At 72.8% G+C, this 16,097-nt stretch carries 18 protein-coding genes and 2 pseudogenes; 14 read left to right on the top strand and 6 right to left on the bottom strand.

Annotated elements, in window-relative coordinates; genetic code table 11:
* Positions 1-686, top strand: a 686-nt coding sequence (locus ABZS51_RS39435; RefSeq protein ID WP_355452521.1) for an SMP-30/gluconolactonase/LRE family protein, incomplete at its 5' end; no start/stop codon positions are given.
* A gap of 150 nt (positions 687-836) precedes the next feature.
* Here the strand turns inward: ABZS51_RS39435 and ABZS51_RS39440 are convergent.
* Entirely contained in the window at positions 837-2,606 is a 1,770-nt protein-coding gene (locus ABZS51_RS39440; protein WP_355452524.1) for a right-handed parallel beta-helix repeat-containing protein, read from the bottom strand.
* 54 nt (positions 2,607-2,660) lie between these two features.
* On the opposite strand from ABZS51_RS39440, the gene ABZS51_RS39445 reads away from it, so the two are divergent.
* The gene (locus ABZS51_RS39445; RefSeq protein ID WP_355452527.1) at positions 2,661-3,575 is read left to right on the top strand and encodes a TetR/AcrR family transcriptional regulator; all 915 of its coding nucleotides are present in this window, start codon (positions 2,661-2,663) and stop codon (positions 3,573-3,575) included.
* Between the two features lie 73 nt (positions 3,576-3,648).
* On the opposite strand, the gene ABZS51_RS39450 is transcribed toward ABZS51_RS39445, so the two are convergent.
* The gene (locus tag ABZS51_RS39450) at positions 3,649-4,764 is read right to left on the bottom strand and encodes a S1 family peptidase (protein WP_355452530.1); all 1,116 of its coding nucleotides are present in this window, start codon (positions 4,762-4,764) and stop codon (positions 3,649-3,651) included.
* A 316-nt stretch (positions 4,765-5,080) separates the two neighbouring features.
* Here ABZS51_RS39450 and ABZS51_RS39455 point away from each other — a divergent pair, with 316 nt between their 5' ends.
* The 3 genes from ABZS51_RS39455 (at position 5,081) to ABZS51_RS39465 (ending at position 8,235) form a co-directional block, all read left to right on the top strand.
* Positions 5,081-6,280, top strand: a complete 1,200-nt coding sequence (locus ABZS51_RS39455) for a DUF418 domain-containing protein (protein WP_355452533.1) — start codon at positions 5,081-5,083, stop codon at positions 6,278-6,280.
* Between the two features lie 38 nt (positions 6,281-6,318).
* On the top strand, positions 6,319-6,921 hold the full coding sequence (locus ABZS51_RS39460; protein WP_310717382.1) for a TetR/AcrR family transcriptional regulator: 603 nt from the start codon (positions 6,319-6,321) through the stop codon (positions 6,919-6,921).
* Positions 6,922-7,023: 102 nt separating this feature from the next.
* Positions 7,024-8,235 carry a cytochrome P450 gene (locus ABZS51_RS39465; RefSeq protein ID WP_355452536.1) on the top strand — a complete coding sequence of 404 codons (1,212 nt, stop codon included), beginning with the start codon at positions 7,024-7,026 and terminating at the stop codon, positions 8,233-8,235.
* Positions 8,236-8,247: 12 nt separating this feature from the next.
* Here ABZS51_RS39465 and ABZS51_RS39470 read toward each other — a convergent pair whose 3' ends face one another.
* Positions 8,248-8,706 carry a DUF2243 domain-containing protein gene (locus ABZS51_RS39470; RefSeq protein WP_355452539.1) on the bottom strand — a complete coding sequence of 153 codons (459 nt, stop codon included), beginning with the start codon at positions 8,704-8,706 and terminating at the stop codon, positions 8,248-8,250.
* Positions 8,707-8,761: 55 nt separating this feature from the next.
* A complete protein-coding gene (locus tag ABZS51_RS39475) occupies positions 8,762-9,079 on the bottom strand; it encodes a helix-turn-helix domain-containing protein (protein ID WP_355452541.1) in 318 nt (105 codons plus the stop codon).
* A gap of 186 nt (positions 9,080-9,265) precedes the next feature.
* On the opposite strand from ABZS51_RS39475, the gene ABZS51_RS39480 reads away from it, so the two are divergent.
* The 8 genes from ABZS51_RS39480 (at position 9,266) to ABZS51_RS39515 (ending at position 14,603) form a co-directional block, all read left to right on the top strand.
* On the top strand, positions 9,266-9,610 hold the full coding sequence (locus tag ABZS51_RS39480; RefSeq protein ID WP_355452544.1) for an STAS domain-containing protein: 345 nt from the start codon (positions 9,266-9,268) through the stop codon (positions 9,608-9,610).
* A 24-nt stretch (positions 9,611-9,634) separates the two neighbouring features.
* Positions 9,635-10,033 (top strand): STAS domain-containing protein, encoded by a 399-nt coding sequence (locus ABZS51_RS39485; protein ID WP_355452547.1) that lies wholly within the window; start codon positions 9,635-9,637, stop codon positions 10,031-10,033.
* 176 nt (positions 10,034-10,209) lie between these two features.
* Positions 10,210-10,623: a hypothetical protein gene (locus tag ABZS51_RS39490; RefSeq protein ID WP_355452550.1), complete on the top strand. Its 414-nt coding sequence runs from the start codon at positions 10,210-10,212 to the stop codon at positions 10,621-10,623.
* A 141-nt stretch (positions 10,624-10,764) separates the two neighbouring features.
* Complete coding sequence (locus ABZS51_RS39495) at positions 10,765-11,526, top strand: TSUP family transporter (protein WP_355452553.1); 762 nt, start codon at positions 10,765-10,767, stop codon at positions 11,524-11,526.
* A gap of 47 nt (positions 11,527-11,573) precedes the next feature.
* On the top strand, positions 11,574-12,545 hold the full coding sequence (locus ABZS51_RS39500; RefSeq protein ID WP_355452556.1) for a YafY family protein: 972 nt from the start codon (positions 11,574-11,576) through the stop codon (positions 12,543-12,545).
* A gap of 40 nt (positions 12,546-12,585) precedes the next feature.
* On the top strand, positions 12,586-12,798 hold the full coding sequence (locus ABZS51_RS39505) for a hypothetical protein (RefSeq protein ID WP_310717373.1): 213 nt from the start codon (positions 12,586-12,588) through the stop codon (positions 12,796-12,798).
* 149 nt (positions 12,799-12,947) lie between these two features.
* Entirely contained in the window at positions 12,948-14,003 is a 1,056-nt protein-coding gene (locus tag ABZS51_RS39510; protein ID WP_355452558.1) for an aldo/keto reductase, read from the top strand.
* A gap of 102 nt (positions 14,004-14,105) precedes the next feature.
* Positions 14,106-14,603: a pyridoxamine 5'-phosphate oxidase family protein gene (locus ABZS51_RS39515; protein ID WP_355452561.1), complete on the top strand. Its 498-nt coding sequence runs from the start codon at positions 14,106-14,108 to the stop codon at positions 14,601-14,603.
* Between the two features lie 115 nt (positions 14,604-14,718).
* Here the strand turns inward: ABZS51_RS39515 and ABZS51_RS39520 are convergent.
* Positions 14,719-14,919, bottom strand: a pseudogene (locus tag ABZS51_RS39520) (alpha/beta hydrolase); the annotation flags it as partial.
* Positions 14,903-15,682 (bottom strand): annotated as a pseudogene (locus ABZS51_RS39525) (alpha/beta fold hydrolase); the annotation flags it as partial. The pseudogenes ABZS51_RS39525 and ABZS51_RS39520, both read right to left, overlap by 17 nt.
* Between ABZS51_RS39525 and ABZS51_RS39530 the strand changes: the two are divergent.
* Positions 15,681-16,097: ABATE domain-containing protein (locus ABZS51_RS39530; RefSeq protein ID WP_355452564.1), on the top strand; the 417-nt coding region annotated here is incomplete at its 3' end. The pseudogene ABZS51_RS39525 and the gene ABZS51_RS39530 sit on opposite strands and share 2 nt — an antisense overlap.

The raw sequence follows: 16,097 nt of genomic DNA on the forward strand, positions 1-16,097 counted from the left end.
GGCCGCGCGCCGCCGGCGGCTACGTGGTGGCGGCCGAGCGCGAGCTCCTGCTGGCCGACGCCGACGACCTGGACGCGCCGCTGCGCTCGCTGGGGGAGGCGTGGAGCGATCCGGGCGTCCGCATGAACGACGGCGGCTGCGACCCCGACGGCCGTTTCTACATCGGCACCATGGCCTACGACGAGACGCCGGGAGCCGGTGACCTGTACATCGCCGAGCCCGACGGGACGCTGCGCGTGGAGGTGCCGGGCGTGACGATCTCCAACGGGTTCGACTTCAGCCCGGACGGGTTGCTCGCCTACTACGCCGACACCCCGACCGGGCGGGTGGACGTGTTCGACTACGAGCCGGGGCGGGGGCTGTGGGAGCGGCGGCCGTTCGTGTCCGTGGACCCGGAGCGGGGTGCCCCCGACGGGCTGACCGTGGACGCCGAGGGCGGGGTGTGGGTGGCGCTGTGGGGCGGCGGCGCGGTCCACCGCTACGGTCCCGACGGGAAGCTGGAGGCGGTCGTGGCGCTGCCGGTGAGTCAGGTGACGGCGGTGACGTTCGGCGGGGAGGGGCTGGACCGGCTGTTCGTCACCAGCTCGGCCCGGGGCGTGGACCGGATGGAGCAGCCCGCGGCCGGGTCGGTGTTCACGGCCGACCCGGGCGTCCTCGGCCGTCCGGTCCTGCAGACCACCTTGTGATCTCGGGGCCGGCCGGGCTCCGAGAGGGCCGGCAGGAAGCCCTCCAGGCGGTCGGCCGTGGCGGCGTCGCTCTCGCGCACCTCCTGCAGCAGGCGCTCTCGCCCCTCGTCCCGCCGCCGTACCGTGAACATCCGCCGACCTAGTCGCCCGTCAGGAGGCGGGGGCCGTCTCGGCCGGGGAGACCGGCCGCATGCCGCGGCGAGGGCGCAGGAGGCCGGCGCGGGAGCGGATCGCCGCCGTGGCGGCCAGCAGCTCCGCCTCGTCGGCGAGCGTGGTGTTGCCCTCGTACGTAACCCCCGGCGGCGGCGCGTCGGCGCCGAGCGGGTCGGCGTCCCAGAAGTTGCCCCGGTACACGACGTGCTCCAGCGGCGGCGACACGTGCAGGATGGCCGTGGTGTCGGCCCGCTCCACCACGTTGTCCTCGAGAGTGACCCACGCCGCCCCGTAATCGGCGTACAGCCCGAAGTTGTACGGCGTGCGCGTGTCCGAGATGACGTTGCCCCGGACCACCGCGCCGTTCCCGGCCGAGTCGCCCTGGGGGCCCGACAGATAGACGCCGCCCCCGTCGGCCAGCGCGCTCATCGTGCCGGTGGTGAGGTTGCCCACGATCCGGGTGCCGCGGCCGGGCCCGGCGACGATGCCGCAGTGCGGGACCTCGGCGACGTGGTTGCGGGTGACCGCGCACCCCGTGGTGCCCAGCAGGGCGATGCCGGGGGAGCCGGGGAAGTCGAGGCCGACATGGTGGATCCAGTTGTCCTCGACCAGCGCGTCCAGGGTCCGCGTCACCGTGACGGCCCCGGCGGCCAGCGTGTCGAAGTCGCAGCCGCGCACCGTGACGTCCGCCCCGTCGTACAGGCCGAGGCCGGTGGCGCCGAGCCGGGTGAAGCGGCAGCCCTCGACCGTCACCCGTGCGACGCCGTCGAGCACCACGCACGCCGGGATCGTGGTGGACGCGCGGGGCACGGTCACCGAGCCGACCCCCTCGCCCAGCGACACCGTGTCGACCGGCCCGCCCTCGTAGAAGCCGCTACCGTGGTAGTGGAGGAACCCCTCCGGGCCGCCGGGACGCGACCAGCCGGCCTCGGCGAAGGTCAGCCCGCGCAGCGACACGTCCCGCGCTCCGGTGACCCGCAGCAGTGTCTCCAGCGCGGGGACGACGATGTCCTCGGGCCGCTCGCCCGGGCGGGGCAGGTAGCGGACGACGTGCCCGCCGGGCCGTGAGCGGTCCAGCGCGAACGTGCCGGGGAGCGTGAGGAACGCCGCGTCGTTCTCGATCCGGGTGGGCAGGCCGGGGCCGCGCGAGGTCTGGCCCTGCCAGGTGGAGTTGTACAGCTCAAGGGCGCGGCCGAATCCGGGCTGCGCCATGGTGATGACCGTCGTGCCGTCCTCGGCGGTGACGGCGGCGACACCGCAGCGGGCCTCGGACCACGGGTAGACGCCCCGGTGGACGAACTCCACGTCTCCCGGGCTGCTCCAGCGCAGCGGCTCGGGGCTGTCGGTGGTGTAGCCGGTGCAGGTCATGGCGGCAGCGCCGGGCAGGCCGTCGATCGAGGCGCGCTCGGCCCGGCGGCCCGCGGCGTAGAGCTGGCGGGGCTCCAGGTCGCCGACGCCGGCCGCCCACACTCCGCCGGGCTCCTCCCGTACGGCCACGCGGCGCCCTCCGCTCAGGACCACCTCCTCCTGGTCCGGGGTGCCGTACCCGTGGGCCTGGTAGACGACCCGGTCACCGTCGCGCCCGGAGTCGGCCGCGGTCAGCTCCAGCGGCTCGGCCAGCGTGTACGTGCCGGCGCGGAGCTGTACGAGCACCTGGCCGGTGGCCGCGCGGGCAGCCAGGCGGGCCTTGTCCAGCGTGGCGAACGGCCGCTCGCGCGTCCCCGGGCCGGAGTCGTCCCCGCCGGGGGCAACGAAGATCTCAGTCATGAACAGGCCTTCCCTAGTGATGTTTATGGCGTACACAAGGTGTATACCATAAACATGGTGGCGCGAGGCGAGGCGGAAGATCCCCGGCGGGGCGTGGAGCTCCTGTGGCGGGACGCGGGCGACGGTCGAGCCCGGGGGGGCAGGCAGGGTCTCGACCTGGACCGGATCGTGCGCGCGGCCGTCGAGCTGGCCGACGCCGAGGGACTGTCCGGGCTGTCCATGCGCAAGGTGGCCGACCGGCTCGGGTTCACCACCATGTCGCTCTACCGGCACGTGCCCGGCCGCGACCAGCTCGTCGACCTCATGCGCGACGCCGTCCTCGGCGAGCTCGCCGAGCCGCCCGCCGAGCCGGAGGGCGGCGGTGGGGACAGGGGTGGGTGGCGGGAGCGGCTGGAGGCGTGCGCGCGCCAGGGCTGGGAGGTCCGCAGGCGCCACCCCTGGCTGGGCGAGGCGCGCGGCGTCCGCCACGTGCCCGGCCCCAACGCCGTCGCCCACTTCGAGCACATGCTGAGCGCCGTCGCCGGGACCGGCCTCACCCCCCCGGAGGTGCTCGCCGTGGTCGGGCTCGTCGGCCGGTTCGTCGACGCCGAGGCCCTCGTGCTCATGGAGGCCGCCGAGGTCGAGCGCAGCAGCGGCGTCAGTGAGGAGGAGTGGTGGGGGGCGCGCCAGTCGCTGTTCGAGCGGTTCGACCGCTATCCGACGATCTCCCGGCTGTGGGAGGAGGGCGGCTATGACCACCCCGAGGACTCCTTCTCGTTCGGCCTGGCGCGGCTGCTCGACGGGATCGAGGTGCTCGTCCGGCAGCGATCGAAGGAGCAGGAGTGTTACGAAACTCGTGACGAATCTCCGATGTGTCAGATGTGCGGCACGCCGGTCGAACGGCCCGCCTCGGGGCGGCCCCGCGCGTACTGCTCGCCGGCCTGCCGCCAGCGGGCCTACCGCGAGCGCCGGTCCGCCGGCCGCCCGTGAACGACAGGAAAGCGTGCCCGGGTGAGGAGCACCCGGGCACGCCGTGTCATCCGTGAGAACGTCCCGCCGGGGGCTACCCGACCGTGAGCGTCAGCCCGTACGCCGACAGAGCCTCGTTGACCGGCTGGTGGTAGGTCGTGCCACCGACCGAGCAGTTGCCGGACCCGCCGGAGGTCGTGCCCTGCGCCTGGCTGCCCGAGATGAACGAGCCGCCCGAGTCGCCCGGCTCGGCGCACGCGCTGGTGCGGGTGAGCCCGGTGACCGTGCCCTGCGAGTAGCGCACGGTGGCGTTGTGCTGCTGGATGGTGCCACAGCGCCAGCCGGTGGTGGATCCGGAGCGGCAGATCGACGCGCCGACCGAGGCCTGCGTGGAGCCCCGCACGGTCACGTTGGCGCCGCCGGAGCCGCGCACGTACGGCGTCGGGGTGTTGCCGGGGGCGGCGACCCAGGCGTAGTCGTTGCCCGGGAACGAGGAGCCCTGGAAGGTGCCCGTCGGGTTGGTGGTGGTGTTGCCGGCCCGGCCGCAGTGCCCGGCGGTGACGAAGCCGGGGGTGCTGCCGCGGGTCACCGAGAAGCCGACGCTGCACCGGCTGGAGCCGATGTAGTACGGGGCGCCGCCGACGATGTTGATGAACGGCTGCGGGGTCTCGTTGCTGACCTGCACCTTGACGACGCCGGGCTCGGCGCCCGCCTTGGCGGCCAGCCGCTCGCCGGTCCGCTGGTCGGCGGCGACGACGACGACGGAGTTGGTCACCACGTCGACGTACCAGAGGTTGGCCCTGGTGCCGGTGGCGGCCCGGTCGAGCTGGTCCTTGACGGTGGTGAGCTGTGCCAGCGAGCGCGGCACCAGGACGGGCTGCGCGCCCTGCGCCTCGATCGAGGCCCGGGCCGCCGGGTCGGTGGTGGCCACCATGAGCACGGAGGCGTCCGCGTTGAGCCACGAGCCGCCGTACGTGGGGCCGAGTGAGGAGCTGAGCCGGGCCTCGGTGGCCGCGGCGCGCTGCTCGTTGGCCAGGCGCGTGATCGCCTGCTGCTCGGAGAGGCCGAGGTCCCGCTGGAGGGCGTCGACCACCTCGCGTGGAGCCTCGTCGCCGGGAGGAGTGGGGGCGGCGACCGCGGGGGTGAGGGGGGTGGCCAGGCAGGCGGCGACGATGGTGACGCCGACCAGGCCCATGCGCTTACTCCACATGTGCACTCCTTTGTGGGGGGTGCTGTCAAAGTATCGACTGGGGTGGATCCGGCTAGTCGTCAAAGGCCACCTATCACGGTGGTATGGAGGCGGGACCAGCGCGCCGTCACGGACGGCAGCCCCTCCGTGGCCGCCCGTGCGGACCCGCATGCCGATCACCGTACGGCACCGGGGTCCCGATCCCAACGATCCCGGCCGCCCCGGCGCGCCCCTCCTTGTTCGTGCCGGCTCGGGTGCCGGTCGCGCGTCTTTGGTGGGGGTTCCGGCCGACCAAGGTTCGATGCGGCGGCCGTCGTGCCCGGCCTAGCGTCGCGGCATGACGCAGCTCCCCACCCCCGCCGGCCCCGCCGGGCGGGTCCACGAGGTGGACGCGGTGCGCGGGTTCGCCCTGGCGGGCATCCTCGTGGCCAACATCGGCTTCCTCGCCGACCCCGGCCACGCCGTGTCCGGCGCCATGCCGATCACGGACGGGCCCGTCGCCTCCGCGATCGCCGCCCTCGTCCTCACCAAGTTCTACGTGATCTTCTCGTTCCTGTTCGGCTACTCCTTCACGCTCCAGATGCGGGCCGCCGAGCGCGCGGGGGCGAGCGTGCGGGCGCGCACCCTGCGCCGCTGCCTGGGGCTGTTCCTCATCGGCGTCGCGCACGGGTTCCTGCTGTGGGTCGGCGACATCCTCACCCTGTACGCGCTGCTCGGCGTGGCCCTGCTGGCCCTGCGCCGCCTGCGCCCGAGGACGGCCGTCATCACCGGGGCGGCGATCATCGGCGCGCTCACCCTGCTGTGGCTGGCGCTGGCGGCGGTGGCCGCGCTCGCCCCGGCCTCCGTCCCGCCGGAGACGTCCGACCCCGCCGAGGCCGCCCGGGTGCTGGCCATGGCCACCGGCGGGCCGCTGGACTTCCTGCGGCTGCAGCTCGGCCTGTACCCGCCGGTCGCCGGCATGGTCTGGCTGTTCCAGGGGCCGACGGCGCTGGCCATGTTCCTGTTCGGGCTGGCGGCGGGCAGGACGCGGTTGCTGGAGGGGCTCGGCGCGCGTACGCGCCTGCTGCGCCGCGTGCAGGTCGTCGGCTTCGGCGCCGGTCTGCCCGGTGGCGTCCTGTACGCCTGGAGCCTGCCCCGCGGGGGCGCCGCCGAGCTGGCGGGCACGGCCGTGAACACCCTCACCTCGCTGCTCCTGGCCGCCGCCTACGTCGCCACCCTCCTGCGGGTCGTGCGCCGCTACCCCGCCGTGGCCCGCGTGCTGACGCCCGCCGGCCGGATGGCCGCCTCCAACTACCTCGGCCAGTCGCTGCTGATCGCCCTCGTCTTCACCGGGTACGGCCTGGCGCTCGGCGGGCGGCTGACGCCCGTCGCGGTCATGGGGGTGGCCGTCGCCGTCCACGCCGTGCTGCTGGCGCTGAGCGCCCTCTGGCTGCGCCGCCACCGCTACGGGCCCGTCGAGTACGGCCTGCGCCGCCTGACGCACTGGTCGTCCCGTTCCTTGACCGAGCGCTCGGTTGGGGGATATATCAAGTCATAGACATATGTAGGGAACCCGATATCAGCCGGGAGGCGGTCGTGGCCCGTACGCAGGACCAGCGGCGGGCCGAGACGCGCGCCCGGCTGATCGACGCGGCGGCCGACCTGTTCGCCCGCAAGGGCTTCCACGCCGTCTCCGCCGAGGCCGTGGCCGAGGCGGCCGACCGCACCACCGGCGCCCTCTACAACCACTTCGGCGGCAAGGAGGGTTTGCTGCTGGCCCTGCTGGAGGTGTGGAAGGACCAGACGGCCGCCGAGCTGCTGTCCGGTTTCGAGGACGTCACCGAGCTCGACGAGCGGCTGGCGGCCCTGTTCGAGGTGCTCACCCGCGACGACGGTGATCGCGGTGCGTCATGGCTCCTGCTGGAGATGGAGCTGTGGCTGCACGGCGCGCGCGATCCCGAGATCGGCGAGCCCCTCGCCCGCAGGTACGCCGGCATCCGCGCCCGGCTGGCCGAGGGGCTGGCCGACTGGGCCGACACGGCGGGGGTGCCCCTGCGGCGCTCGCCCGAGCACACGGCCACGGCCGTGCTCGGGGTGCTGATCGGCTGCGCGGTGCAGCACCGGCTCGACCCGCCGGCGGTCGGGACGCGGGCCGTCGTCGAGAGCCTGCGCGACCTGCTCGGCCTGCCCGACGGCTGACGCCACCCCCGCCCTCCCGCACCCGTACGACCCGGCACACCAGAACGGATCACCAGAACGGGCCCCCGCCCTCTCCCGACTCGCGCCGAAAGGGGAGCACCCATGCGGATCAACCTGCTCGAGGACACCTGGGAACAAGCGGTGCCGCACGACCAGCTGGCCTATCTCCGCCGCAACGCCCCCGTCCACTGGCACGAGGTCCCCGACGACACCGGCTTCTGGGCCGTCACCCGCTACCACGACGTCAAGGCGATCAGCCGCGACACCCGGACCTGGTCCACCGAGATCGGCACGGCGTTCATCCGCACCCAGACGCCGGAGTTCATCGAGGTCGCCGGCCTCATGCTGCTCAACATGGACCCGCCCAAGCAGACCCGCTACCGCCGCCTGGTCAGCGCCGGCTTCACCCCGCGCACCATCGCCCGGCTCAAGGACCAGGTGCGGCGCCGCGCCGAGCGCATCGCCGACTCCGTCCTCGACAAGGGGGGCGAGGTCGAGTTCGTCACCGACGTCGCCGAGTACCTGCCGCTGCAGATGATCTGCGACCTCGTCGGCGTCCCCGAGGAGGACCACGCGAAGATCTTCGAGTGGTCCAACCGCATGGTCGGCTTCCAGGACCCCGACTTCCGCACCACCCCCGAGGACGGCGAGATCGCCGCCGCCGAGATCTTCGGCTACTGCGACGGCCTGGTCGACGAGCGGCGCAAGAACCCCCGCGACGACATCCTCACCCACCTGGTCCAGGCCGAGATCGACGGCGACCGGCTGACCAGGGAGGAGATCGACGCGTTCTTCGTGATCCTGTGCGTCGCCGGCAACGAGACCACCCGCAACCTCATCGCGCACGCCATGAACGCCCTCATCGAGCACCCCGGCAGCTACCGGGAGCTGGCCGGCCACCTGGACGACGAGAGGCTGTGGCGCACCGCCACCGAGGAGTTCCTGCGCTGGGGGTCCTCCATCCACAACTTCCGGCGCACGGCCACGTGCGACACCGAGCTGCACGGCCGGCGGATCGCCGAGGGGGAGAAGGTCGTCACGTTCTACATGTCGGCCAACCACGACGAGACCGTCTTCGCCGACCCGTACACCTTCGACATCCGCCGCGACCCCAACGACCACGTGACGTTCGGCGGCGGCGGCCCGCACTTCTGCCTGGGCGCCAACCTGGCCCGGCTGCAGATCACCTGCATGATCAGGGAGCTGCTGCGCCGCTTCCCGGCGGCCGAGCACGCCGGGCCGGTCAGGCGGATGCGCTCCGACTTCATCAACGGCATCAAGCACATGCCGGTCCGCTTCACGACCGCCGCCTGACCCGTCCCGAGGTCACGCCCCGCCCGTACGGCCCGCCGCCGTGCGGGCGGGCGCCGCGCGACCGGAACGGGCGACCAGCACGCCGGCCACCACGAGCAGCGTGCCGAGCGCCAGGAACGCCAGGTCCCAGGCGAGCTGGTACGGCCCGTGCCGCACGTGGTGCACGCCCAGCACCAGGTGGTCGACCACGCCCTCGACCAGGTTGAAGGCGCCCCACCCGGCCACCACCCACCCGGTCAGCTCTCGTCCGGCCACCGGCGCGGCCCGCGCCAGCAGCGCCACCCCGGCGACGACGAGGACGAGGCAGAGCAGGTGGAACAGGCCGTCGGCCAGCATGTTCACGCGCGCGTCGGCCGGATACCAGCCGGACAGCATGTGGTGCCACTGCAGGAGCTGGTGCAGGACGATGCCGTCGATGAAGCCGCCGATGCCCAGCCCGAGCACCAGCCCTGCGGATCGTGTCGAGGCCATGCCGCCGCCGCTACCCGTGCGCGCTTCACCCATGCCCGCCGGTCGACGGACTCCGTCAGGAGGGGGCGCCGCCGTGGTCGCGGTGGGTGAACATGTCGATCAGCGCCTGCACCGGCATGTCCGCCTCCGTGTGGTGCCGGAAGCGCCGGCCGGCGTTGATGGTGTAGTGGTTGCGCCGGCCCACCCGGACGGGGTCGAGGTACCCCGCCTCCTTGAGGTCCGTGACGATGCCCTGCGCGGTCCGCTCGGTGATCCCGATCGCCGCGGCGATCTCACGGACGCGCACCTCGGGGTTGCGCGCGATCTCCAGCAGCACGCGTGCGTGGTTGGTGAGGAAGGTCCAACGAGATTGACCGCCGTCGAGCTTGGCCATGAGAACTCACTCCGTGGGCCCGGGCGGAGTACCGGGCCCGGCTGAACTGTCAGAGAAGATTTTATAGCGAAAAAACTTTCCTGTATTCTCATACACGCTTACCCTTGGGGTCTACAAGAACCGCCGTGGCGACCGGCGAATCAGGCGAGAGAGGCAAACCGGACTCTGATGACAGGGGGCGACGACGTGCTGAAAGGCGACACCCCGCTCTCCAGTGGTGAGACTCCGGTGACCGAACGGGTGCTGTACGCCGACGGGCTGCTGAGCGTCACCGCCGGTGCGGCGCCCGGCTACCCGGTCGTCACGCTCGCCGGTGAGGTCGACTGCACCAACAGCCCCACGCTGGCGCGCGTGCTGCGTGAGGCCGGCCGGGTCGGCGGCCGGCTGGTGATCGACCTGACCAGGCTGTCCTTCATCGACGTCTCCGGCGCGCGTGTCCTGTTCGGCCTCGTCCGCGAGGGCTCGGCGACGGTGAGTGAGGTTCCCGCGCAGATGCGCCGCCTGCTGGCCATGCTCCACCTGACCATCTGACGGATCCCCCGGCGCGAGGTATCGATGACATCCCTGACCCTCATCTCCCAGCGACTGCGGGGGGCGAGCGTGATCGACGTCCGCGGCGAGGTGGACGCCACGACCGCCGGCCAGTTCGAGGACTTCATCCGCGAGACGTGCCCCGCCCCGGGGGAGCGGCTGGTGCTGGATCTGAGGGGGATGCCCTTCATGGCCAGCTCCGGGCTGCGCGTGCTCATCAGCGCCGCCGCCTTCGTCCGCGGCACCGGCGGCAGTCTCCACCTGGCCGGGATGCGTCCCTTGCCCGCCCGCCTGCTGGAGATCACCGGCGCGGCCGACGTGCTGCGGATCCACGCGACGGTCGACCACGCGCTCACCGCGCCCGTGGACGAGGAGGAGTCGCCGCTCGACCCGGACCTGGTGGACGGCTCGGCGCCCGCCTGACCGCTTGCTCCCCCCTTCCAGGCGAGAAGGCGTCAGAGCCCACCAAATCTCCCAGCCACAACATTTACCGCGACAAGAGCCGTGAAGGCTTCCATGTCATTACTGTCGGTACATGATGCGCTCCGTACAGCCATGTGCGGAGTGTGGCTGAAGGACGTTTTCCGGGGGGATTCGCCATGACCTATCAAACGCGGCACCACGTCACCGGGTGGGTGGGCTGGGTGTGGTTCGCGGCCATCATGATCCTCATGTCGGGCCTGTTCAACGTGATCTCCGGCCTGTACGCCATCTTCAACGGAGACTTCTACGTGGCGACGGCCCGGCGCCTGCTGCTGTTCAATCTCACGGGGTGGGGATGGGTGCATCTCCTGCTCGGGATCCTGTTGGTCGTGGTCGGCGCCACACTCCTGGCGGGCCAGACGTGGGCGCGCGTCGTCGCGGTCGTCCTCGTCATGCTCAACGCGGTCACCCAGCTCATCTGGATCGCCGTCAATCCCTGGTGGTCGCTCGTCGTCATCACGGTGGACCTCGTCGTCCTCTACGCGCTCATCGTTCACGGCCGTGAGGCCAAAGAGGTGGTCGAAGGCTGAGAGCGCGCCCGGCGTGCGGCCTTCGGCTCCCTGACGCCGCGCACCCCGTCCCCGCCCCGCTCCGGGGTGGGGCAAAGCCATCTAAACCCGACCTATACCCTCGACTGGGTTGATCCAGGTCGAATCGGTCGGGGGAGTGGCGTGCCACTGGAACAGGTGCTGGTGTTGCTGGCGGCAGCGGCGGGCGCCGGCTGGGTGGACGCCGTCGTCGGCGGCGGCGGGCTGCTGCAACTCCCGGCGCTCATGGTGGCCGGTGTTCCGCCGGTGCAGGCCATGGCCACCAACAAGCTCTCCTCCGTGTTCGGCACCGCCTCGGCCGCCGTGGCCTACGCCCGCACCACCAAGTTCGATCGTGAGGTGGCGCTGCCCGGAGCCGGGATCGCCGTGCTCAGCGCAGGTCTCGGCGCCTCCGCCGCGGCGGCGATCTCCGCCGAGGTGCTGCGGCCGCTCGTCATGGTCGTCCTGCTGGGCGTGGCCGCCTTCGTGACGTTACGGCCCGCGCTCGGCTCCGTGCCCCAGCCGCACCTGCGCACCCGGGGCCGGATCGTGGCCGCCGTGACTGTCGCCGGCGTCGGGATCGCCTTCTACGACGGCATCATGGGCCCGGGCACCGGCACGTTCCTCATCATCGCGTTCACCACGATCCTCGGCCTGGACTTCGTCTCCGCCTCCGCCTCCGCCAAGATCATCAACACGGGGACGAACCTCGGTGCGCTGTTCGTCTTCGCCTGGCAGGGGCACCTGCTGTGGGGCCTGGGGCTCGGCATGGCGCTGTTCAACGTCGCCGGCGCGCAGGTCGGCGCCCGCATGGCGCTGCGGAACGGTGCGGGCTTCGTGCGGATCGTGCTCCTGGTCGTCGTCGCGGCCATGGTGCTCCGGCTCGGCTGGCAGCAGTTCTCCTGACGTCGCCGCAGGGGGCTCGTCCGGCGGACCGTCCCTAGACTGGCGGCATGCGCGCCAGCCGCCTCCTGTCCCTCCTCCTGCTCCTGCAGACGCGCGGGCGCATGACCGCCACCGAGCTGGCCGACGAGCTGGAGGTGTCGGTCCGCACCGTCTACCGCGACGTCGAGGCGCTGTCCGCCGCCGGCGTGCCGGTCTACGCCGACCGCGGACCGGCCGGCGGCTACCAGCTCCTCGACGGCTACCGCACCCGCCTGAACGGCCTGACCGCCGAGGAGGCGTCCTCGCTGTTCCTCGCGGGCCTGCCCGGCCCGGCCGCCGAGCTGGGCCTGGCCGAGGTGGCGGCCAACGCGGAGCTGAAGCTGCTGGCCGCGCTGCCGCCCGAGCCCCGCTCGTACGCCTCCCGCATGCGCGAGCGCTTCCTGCTCGACGTGCCCGGCTGGTACCGGGGACCGGACGAGGCGCCCCACCTGAGCGGGGTGGCCGAGGCGGTGTGGGAGCTGCGGCCGATCCGGATGACCTACCGGCGGTGGGGCAACGAGGAGGTCGAGCGCGTCGTCCACCCGTACGGGCTGGTCCTGAAGGGCGGCTCCTGGTACCTGGTGGCCGCGCCGCCCGGCGGCACGCCGCGCACCTACCGCGTCTCGCGGGTCCTGACGCTGGAGACGCTGCCCGACCGCTTCGAGCGGCCCGAGGGCTTCGACCTGGCCGGGTTCTGGCACGCCTACGCCAAGGAGTTCCGCGAGCGCATGTACACCGCCGAGGCCCGCATCAGGGTGGCTCCCGGCACGGAGAGCCTGCTCGCCTACACCCTGGGCGGCGAGGCCGTGGCCGCCGCCATGGAGGAGGGCGGCCCGCCCGAGGCCGACGGCTGGCGCACGATGACCGTCCCCGTCGAGTCGATCCGGCACGCGTGCTGGCTGCTGCTGCGCATGGGCGCCGCCGTCGAGGTGCTGGGGCCGCCGGAGCTGCGCGAGCTCATGGCAGAGGCGGTCGCCGAGCTGGCGAAGATGTACGGCTGACCCGGGATCGGTCCCGCTCCCGTTCGTCTACCGTTGGGGCATGACGAACGACCTGGCTACCCTCATGCGGCAGGCGCAGGACGACGACCCGCTGCTGGCGCTGCGGGCCACCACGGCGCTGCGCCACGAGATCGAGCGCATGGAGGCGGTCCAGGTGCGCAGGGCCAGGGTCGCCGGGCTCCCGTGGGCGCAGATCGCCGACGCGATCGGCGTGAGCAAGCAGGCGGTGCACAAGAAGTACGGGCGCGGCTGACCCCGGCCGCCTCACGCGAGACGCGCATATGGGCGGACGGTGAGCTGCCCGGGTTGACCTGGAGCCGACTCCAGGGACTAGCGTGCGACGTGGCCCGGCCGCTCCCGGAGCGGCCGATGAACCCGTCCGACCGCACAGGGGGCACGTCCATGCGTTACCGCGTTCTCGGGGGCACCGGCATCGAGGTGAGCGTCCACTGCCTCGGCGCCATGATGTTCGGCGCCGCCGGCAACCCCGACCACGACGACTGCGTCCGCATCGTGCACGCCGCGCTCGACCGTGGCGTGAACTTCGTCGACACCGCCGACATGTACTCGGCGGGCGAGTCCGAGGAGATCGTCGGCAAGGCGCTGAAGGGCCGCCGCGACGACGCGGTGCTGGCGACCAAGGTGTACTTCCCGATGGGGGAGGGCCCGAACCGCGGGGGCGCCTCGCGCCGCTGGATCGTCCAGGAGGTCGAGAACAGCCTGCGCCGCCTGGGCACCGACTGGATCGACCTCTACCAGGTCCACCGGTTCGACCACCGGACGGACCTGGAGGAGACGCTGTGGGCGCTGACCGACCTGGTGCGGGAGGGCAAGATCCGCGCGTTCGGCTGCTCGACGTTCCCGGCCGAGGAGATCGTCGAGTCCCACCACGTCGCCGAGCGGCGCGGCCTCATGCGGTTCAGGACGGAGCAGCCGCCGTACTCGCTGGTGCGCCGGGGCGTGGAGACGTCGGTGCTGCCGCTCTGCCAGAAGTACGGCATGGGCGTGCTGACCTGGTCGCCGCTGGCCTCGGGCTTCCTGACCGGCAAGTACCGCAAGGGCCGGCCGGTGGACCTGTCCACGGGCCGGGCCGCTCGCACGCCGGCCCGGTTCGACCCGTCGCTCCCGGGCAACGCGGCCAAGTACGACGCCGTCGAGGAGCTGACGGCCGTGGCCGAGAGCATCGGCTGCTCGCTGCCGGAGCTGGCGGTGGCCTTCCCGGTGGCGCATCCGGGCGTCACCTCGGTGATCATCGGCCCGCGGACGATGGAGCAGCTGGAGTCGCTGCTCAAGGGGGCGTCGCTGACCCTGGACGACGAGACGCTGGACCGGATCGACGCGATCGTGCCGCCCGGCACGGACCTCTACCAGGCGGACGGGGTGTGGCGGCCGCGGGCGCTGACGGACGCCGGTCTGCGCCGCCGCCCGGTCGCCGACCGCGCCGCCGCCGCCGAGTAGCCGCTCCAGGAACGGCGCGAGGAGCCGGGACGGCGGCACGGGCGGGGTGGGGCCGAACTGCCGGCGCGGATTCTGTCGGTGGGGTCGTGCATGATGGCCGGCATGGCTTCATGGCTGGAGTTCGAGGGGCAGGCGCCCGAGCTGGCGAAGGTCGCGCGGGCGCTGATGGAGAAGTACCGGCACAAGGTGCTGGCGACGCTGCGCAGGGACGGCTCGCCGCGGGTCAGCGGCACCGAGACCGACTTCCGCGACGGCGAGCTGTGGCTGGGGTCGATGGCGGGGGCGGTCAAGGCGCTCGACCTGCGGCGCGACCCGCGCCTGGCGATCCACACGACCTCCCCCGCCCCCGAGCCCCCCGCGGCGGAGTCCTCCGCGGGGGAGGGGTCCGCACCCGAGTGGGAGGGGGACGTGAAGCTGGCGGGCAGGGCCGTGGAGATCACCGACGAGAAGGTGGTGGCGGCGTTCGAGCTGCCGGGCACCGGCTCCCACCTGTTCCGGGTCGAGCTGACGGAGGTGGCGTGGACCCGGGTCGAGGGCGACGAGGTGGTGATCGACGCCTGGCATGAGGGACGGGGCGTACGGCGGTTCCGCCGCAAGTGATCCCCGGCGAGGGCGCCCGGCCGATGCTCGGCGAGCGCACGGCCGTTCCCGGCGAGCGCCCGGCCGATGCTTGGCGACGGGGCCTGGCCGATGTCCGGTCAGGGTGCCCGGCCGGTCAGGTCCATGAGCGGTCGAGGAAGGCCGCGATGAGCGGGGCGATCTCCGGCAGGTTCTCCTCCAGGGCGAAGTGCCCGGTGTCGAACACGTGCAGCTCGGCGCCGGGCAGGTCGCGCAGGTAGGCGTGGGCGCCGGGCTCGGGGAAGAACGGGTCGTGGCGGCCCCAGACGATGAGCGCGGGGGAGCGTGTGCTCGCGCAGCCACGCCTGCCAGGCCGGGTAGCGCTCCACGTTGGAGTGGTAGTCGAAGGCCAGCGCCACCTGTGCCTCCTTGCGTCCGGGCAGGTCGAGGAAGTGCTGGTCGAGGGTCCAGCCGTCGGGGGAGAGCAGCTCGGGGTCGCCGACGCCCGTCTCGTACTGGCCGCGCGTCCCCTCCAGGGTGAGCAGGCCGCGTACGGTCTCCTCGTCGCCCTCGACCTCCGGCCGCAGCGCCACGAAGGCGCGGGCGCCCTGCGACAGGCCATCCTCGTAGGCGTTGCCGTTCTGCACGACCAGCCCGGCGATCCACTCGGGGTGGCGTTCGGCCAGGCGGAAGCCGACGGGGGCGCCGAAGTCGAAGACGTACATGACGAACCGCGACAACCCGAGCTCGCGCACGAACCCCTCGGTGATGTCGGCCAGCCGGTCGAAGCTGTGGACGAAGCCCTCGGGGGCGCGGGTGTGCCCGAAACCGGGGTAGTCGGGCGCGATCAGCCGGTAGCGGCCGCCCAGGACGTCGATCAGCCGCCGGAACTGGTGTGACGCGGACGGGAACCCGTGCAGCAACAGCAGCACCGGCGCGTCGGGCCGCTCGGGGAGCGATTCCCGGTAGAAGACCTCCACGCCGTCCACGTCGACACGGCGGTGGACGACTCGGGTGACCACGGGAAACGTCATTTCACATGCCTCCTCAGCAGGATGATGCATTAGTTGTAGCGGAGCATAAGCTAATGCGTCAATCCGAGGATGTACCATTAGTGACATGAGCGATGTGGTGCCCCTGACGGGTGAGCCGCTGGCCCTTGACCTGGTGAACACCCGCCCGCGGCTGGCCGACGGCCCCGCCGACCTGCTGGCGACCCCGGACGCCCTCGCCGCCTGGCTGGCCCTCCAGTCCGACCGGCTCGCCGGCTCGGGGCTCAAGGACCCGCCCGCCCCGGACACAGGGACGTGGGAGCGGCTCACCGCCGGCGACGTGGCGGCCGTTCACGCCGTACGGGAGCACGTGGCGGCCGCGATCGACCACGTCCGCCGGGGCGGGCGGCCGCCCGCCGCCGCCCTGGAGGGGCTCAACGCGGCGCAGCGCGCCGCGCCCGCGATCCGTGAGCTGACCTGGGACGGCACGTCGGTCACGGCGGCGCGCCGGCGCACCGGCCCGCTCGGCGGCCGTCTGGCGGCG

Origin of the sequence: Nonomuraea sp. NPDC005501 (genome assembly GCF_040605905.1) — a bacterium.
Lineage (GTDB): Bacteria > Actinomycetota > Actinomycetes > Streptosporangiales > Streptosporangiaceae > Nonomuraea.

Excerpts from the sequence above, each read along its gene's own strand:
- ABZS51_RS39465 (WP_355452536.1), top strand. The coding sequence starts at position 7,024 with ATGCGGATCAACCTGCTCGAGGACACCTGGGAACAAGCGGTGCCGCAC.
- ABZS51_RS39510 (WP_355452558.1), top strand. The coding sequence starts at position 12,948 with ATGCGTTACCGCGTTCTCGGGGGCACCGGCATCGAGGTGAGCGTCCAC.
- ABZS51_RS39455 (WP_355452533.1), top strand. The coding sequence starts at position 5,081 with ATGACGCAGCTCCCCACCCCCGCCGGCCCCGCCGGGCGGGTCCACGAG.
- ABZS51_RS39485 (WP_355452547.1), top strand. The coding sequence starts at position 9,635 with ATGACATCCCTGACCCTCATCTCCCAGCGACTGCGGGGGGCGAGCGTG.
- ABZS51_RS39505 (WP_310717373.1), top strand. The coding sequence starts at position 12,586 with ATGACGAACGACCTGGCTACCCTCATGCGGCAGGCGCAGGACGACGAC.
- ABZS51_RS39500 (WP_355452556.1), top strand. The coding sequence starts at position 11,574 with ATGCGCGCCAGCCGCCTCCTGTCCCTCCTCCTGCTCCTGCAGACGCGC.
- ABZS51_RS39475 (WP_355452541.1), bottom strand. The coding sequence starts at position 9,079 with ATGGCCAAGCTCGACGGCGGTCAATCTCGTTGGACCTTCCTCACCAAC.
- ABZS51_RS39515 (WP_355452561.1), top strand. The coding sequence starts at position 14,106 with ATGGCTTCATGGCTGGAGTTCGAGGGGCAGGCGCCCGAGCTGGCGAAG.
- ABZS51_RS39490 (WP_355452550.1), top strand. The coding sequence starts at position 10,210 with ATGACCTATCAAACGCGGCACCACGTCACCGGGTGGGTGGGCTGGGTG.
- ABZS51_RS39470 (WP_355452539.1), bottom strand. The coding sequence starts at position 8,706 with ATGGCCTCGACACGATCCGCAGGGCTGGTGCTCGGGCTGGGCATCGGC.
- ABZS51_RS39445 (WP_355452527.1), top strand. The coding sequence starts at position 2,661 with ATGGTGGCGCGAGGCGAGGCGGAAGATCCCCGGCGGGGCGTGGAGCTC.
- ABZS51_RS39440 (WP_355452524.1), bottom strand. The coding sequence starts at position 2,606 with ATGACTGAGATCTTCGTTGCCCCCGGCGGGGACGACTCCGGCCCGGGG.
- ABZS51_RS39450 (WP_355452530.1), bottom strand. The coding sequence starts at position 4,764 with ATGTGGAGTAAGCGCATGGGCCTGGTCGGCGTCACCATCGTCGCCGCC.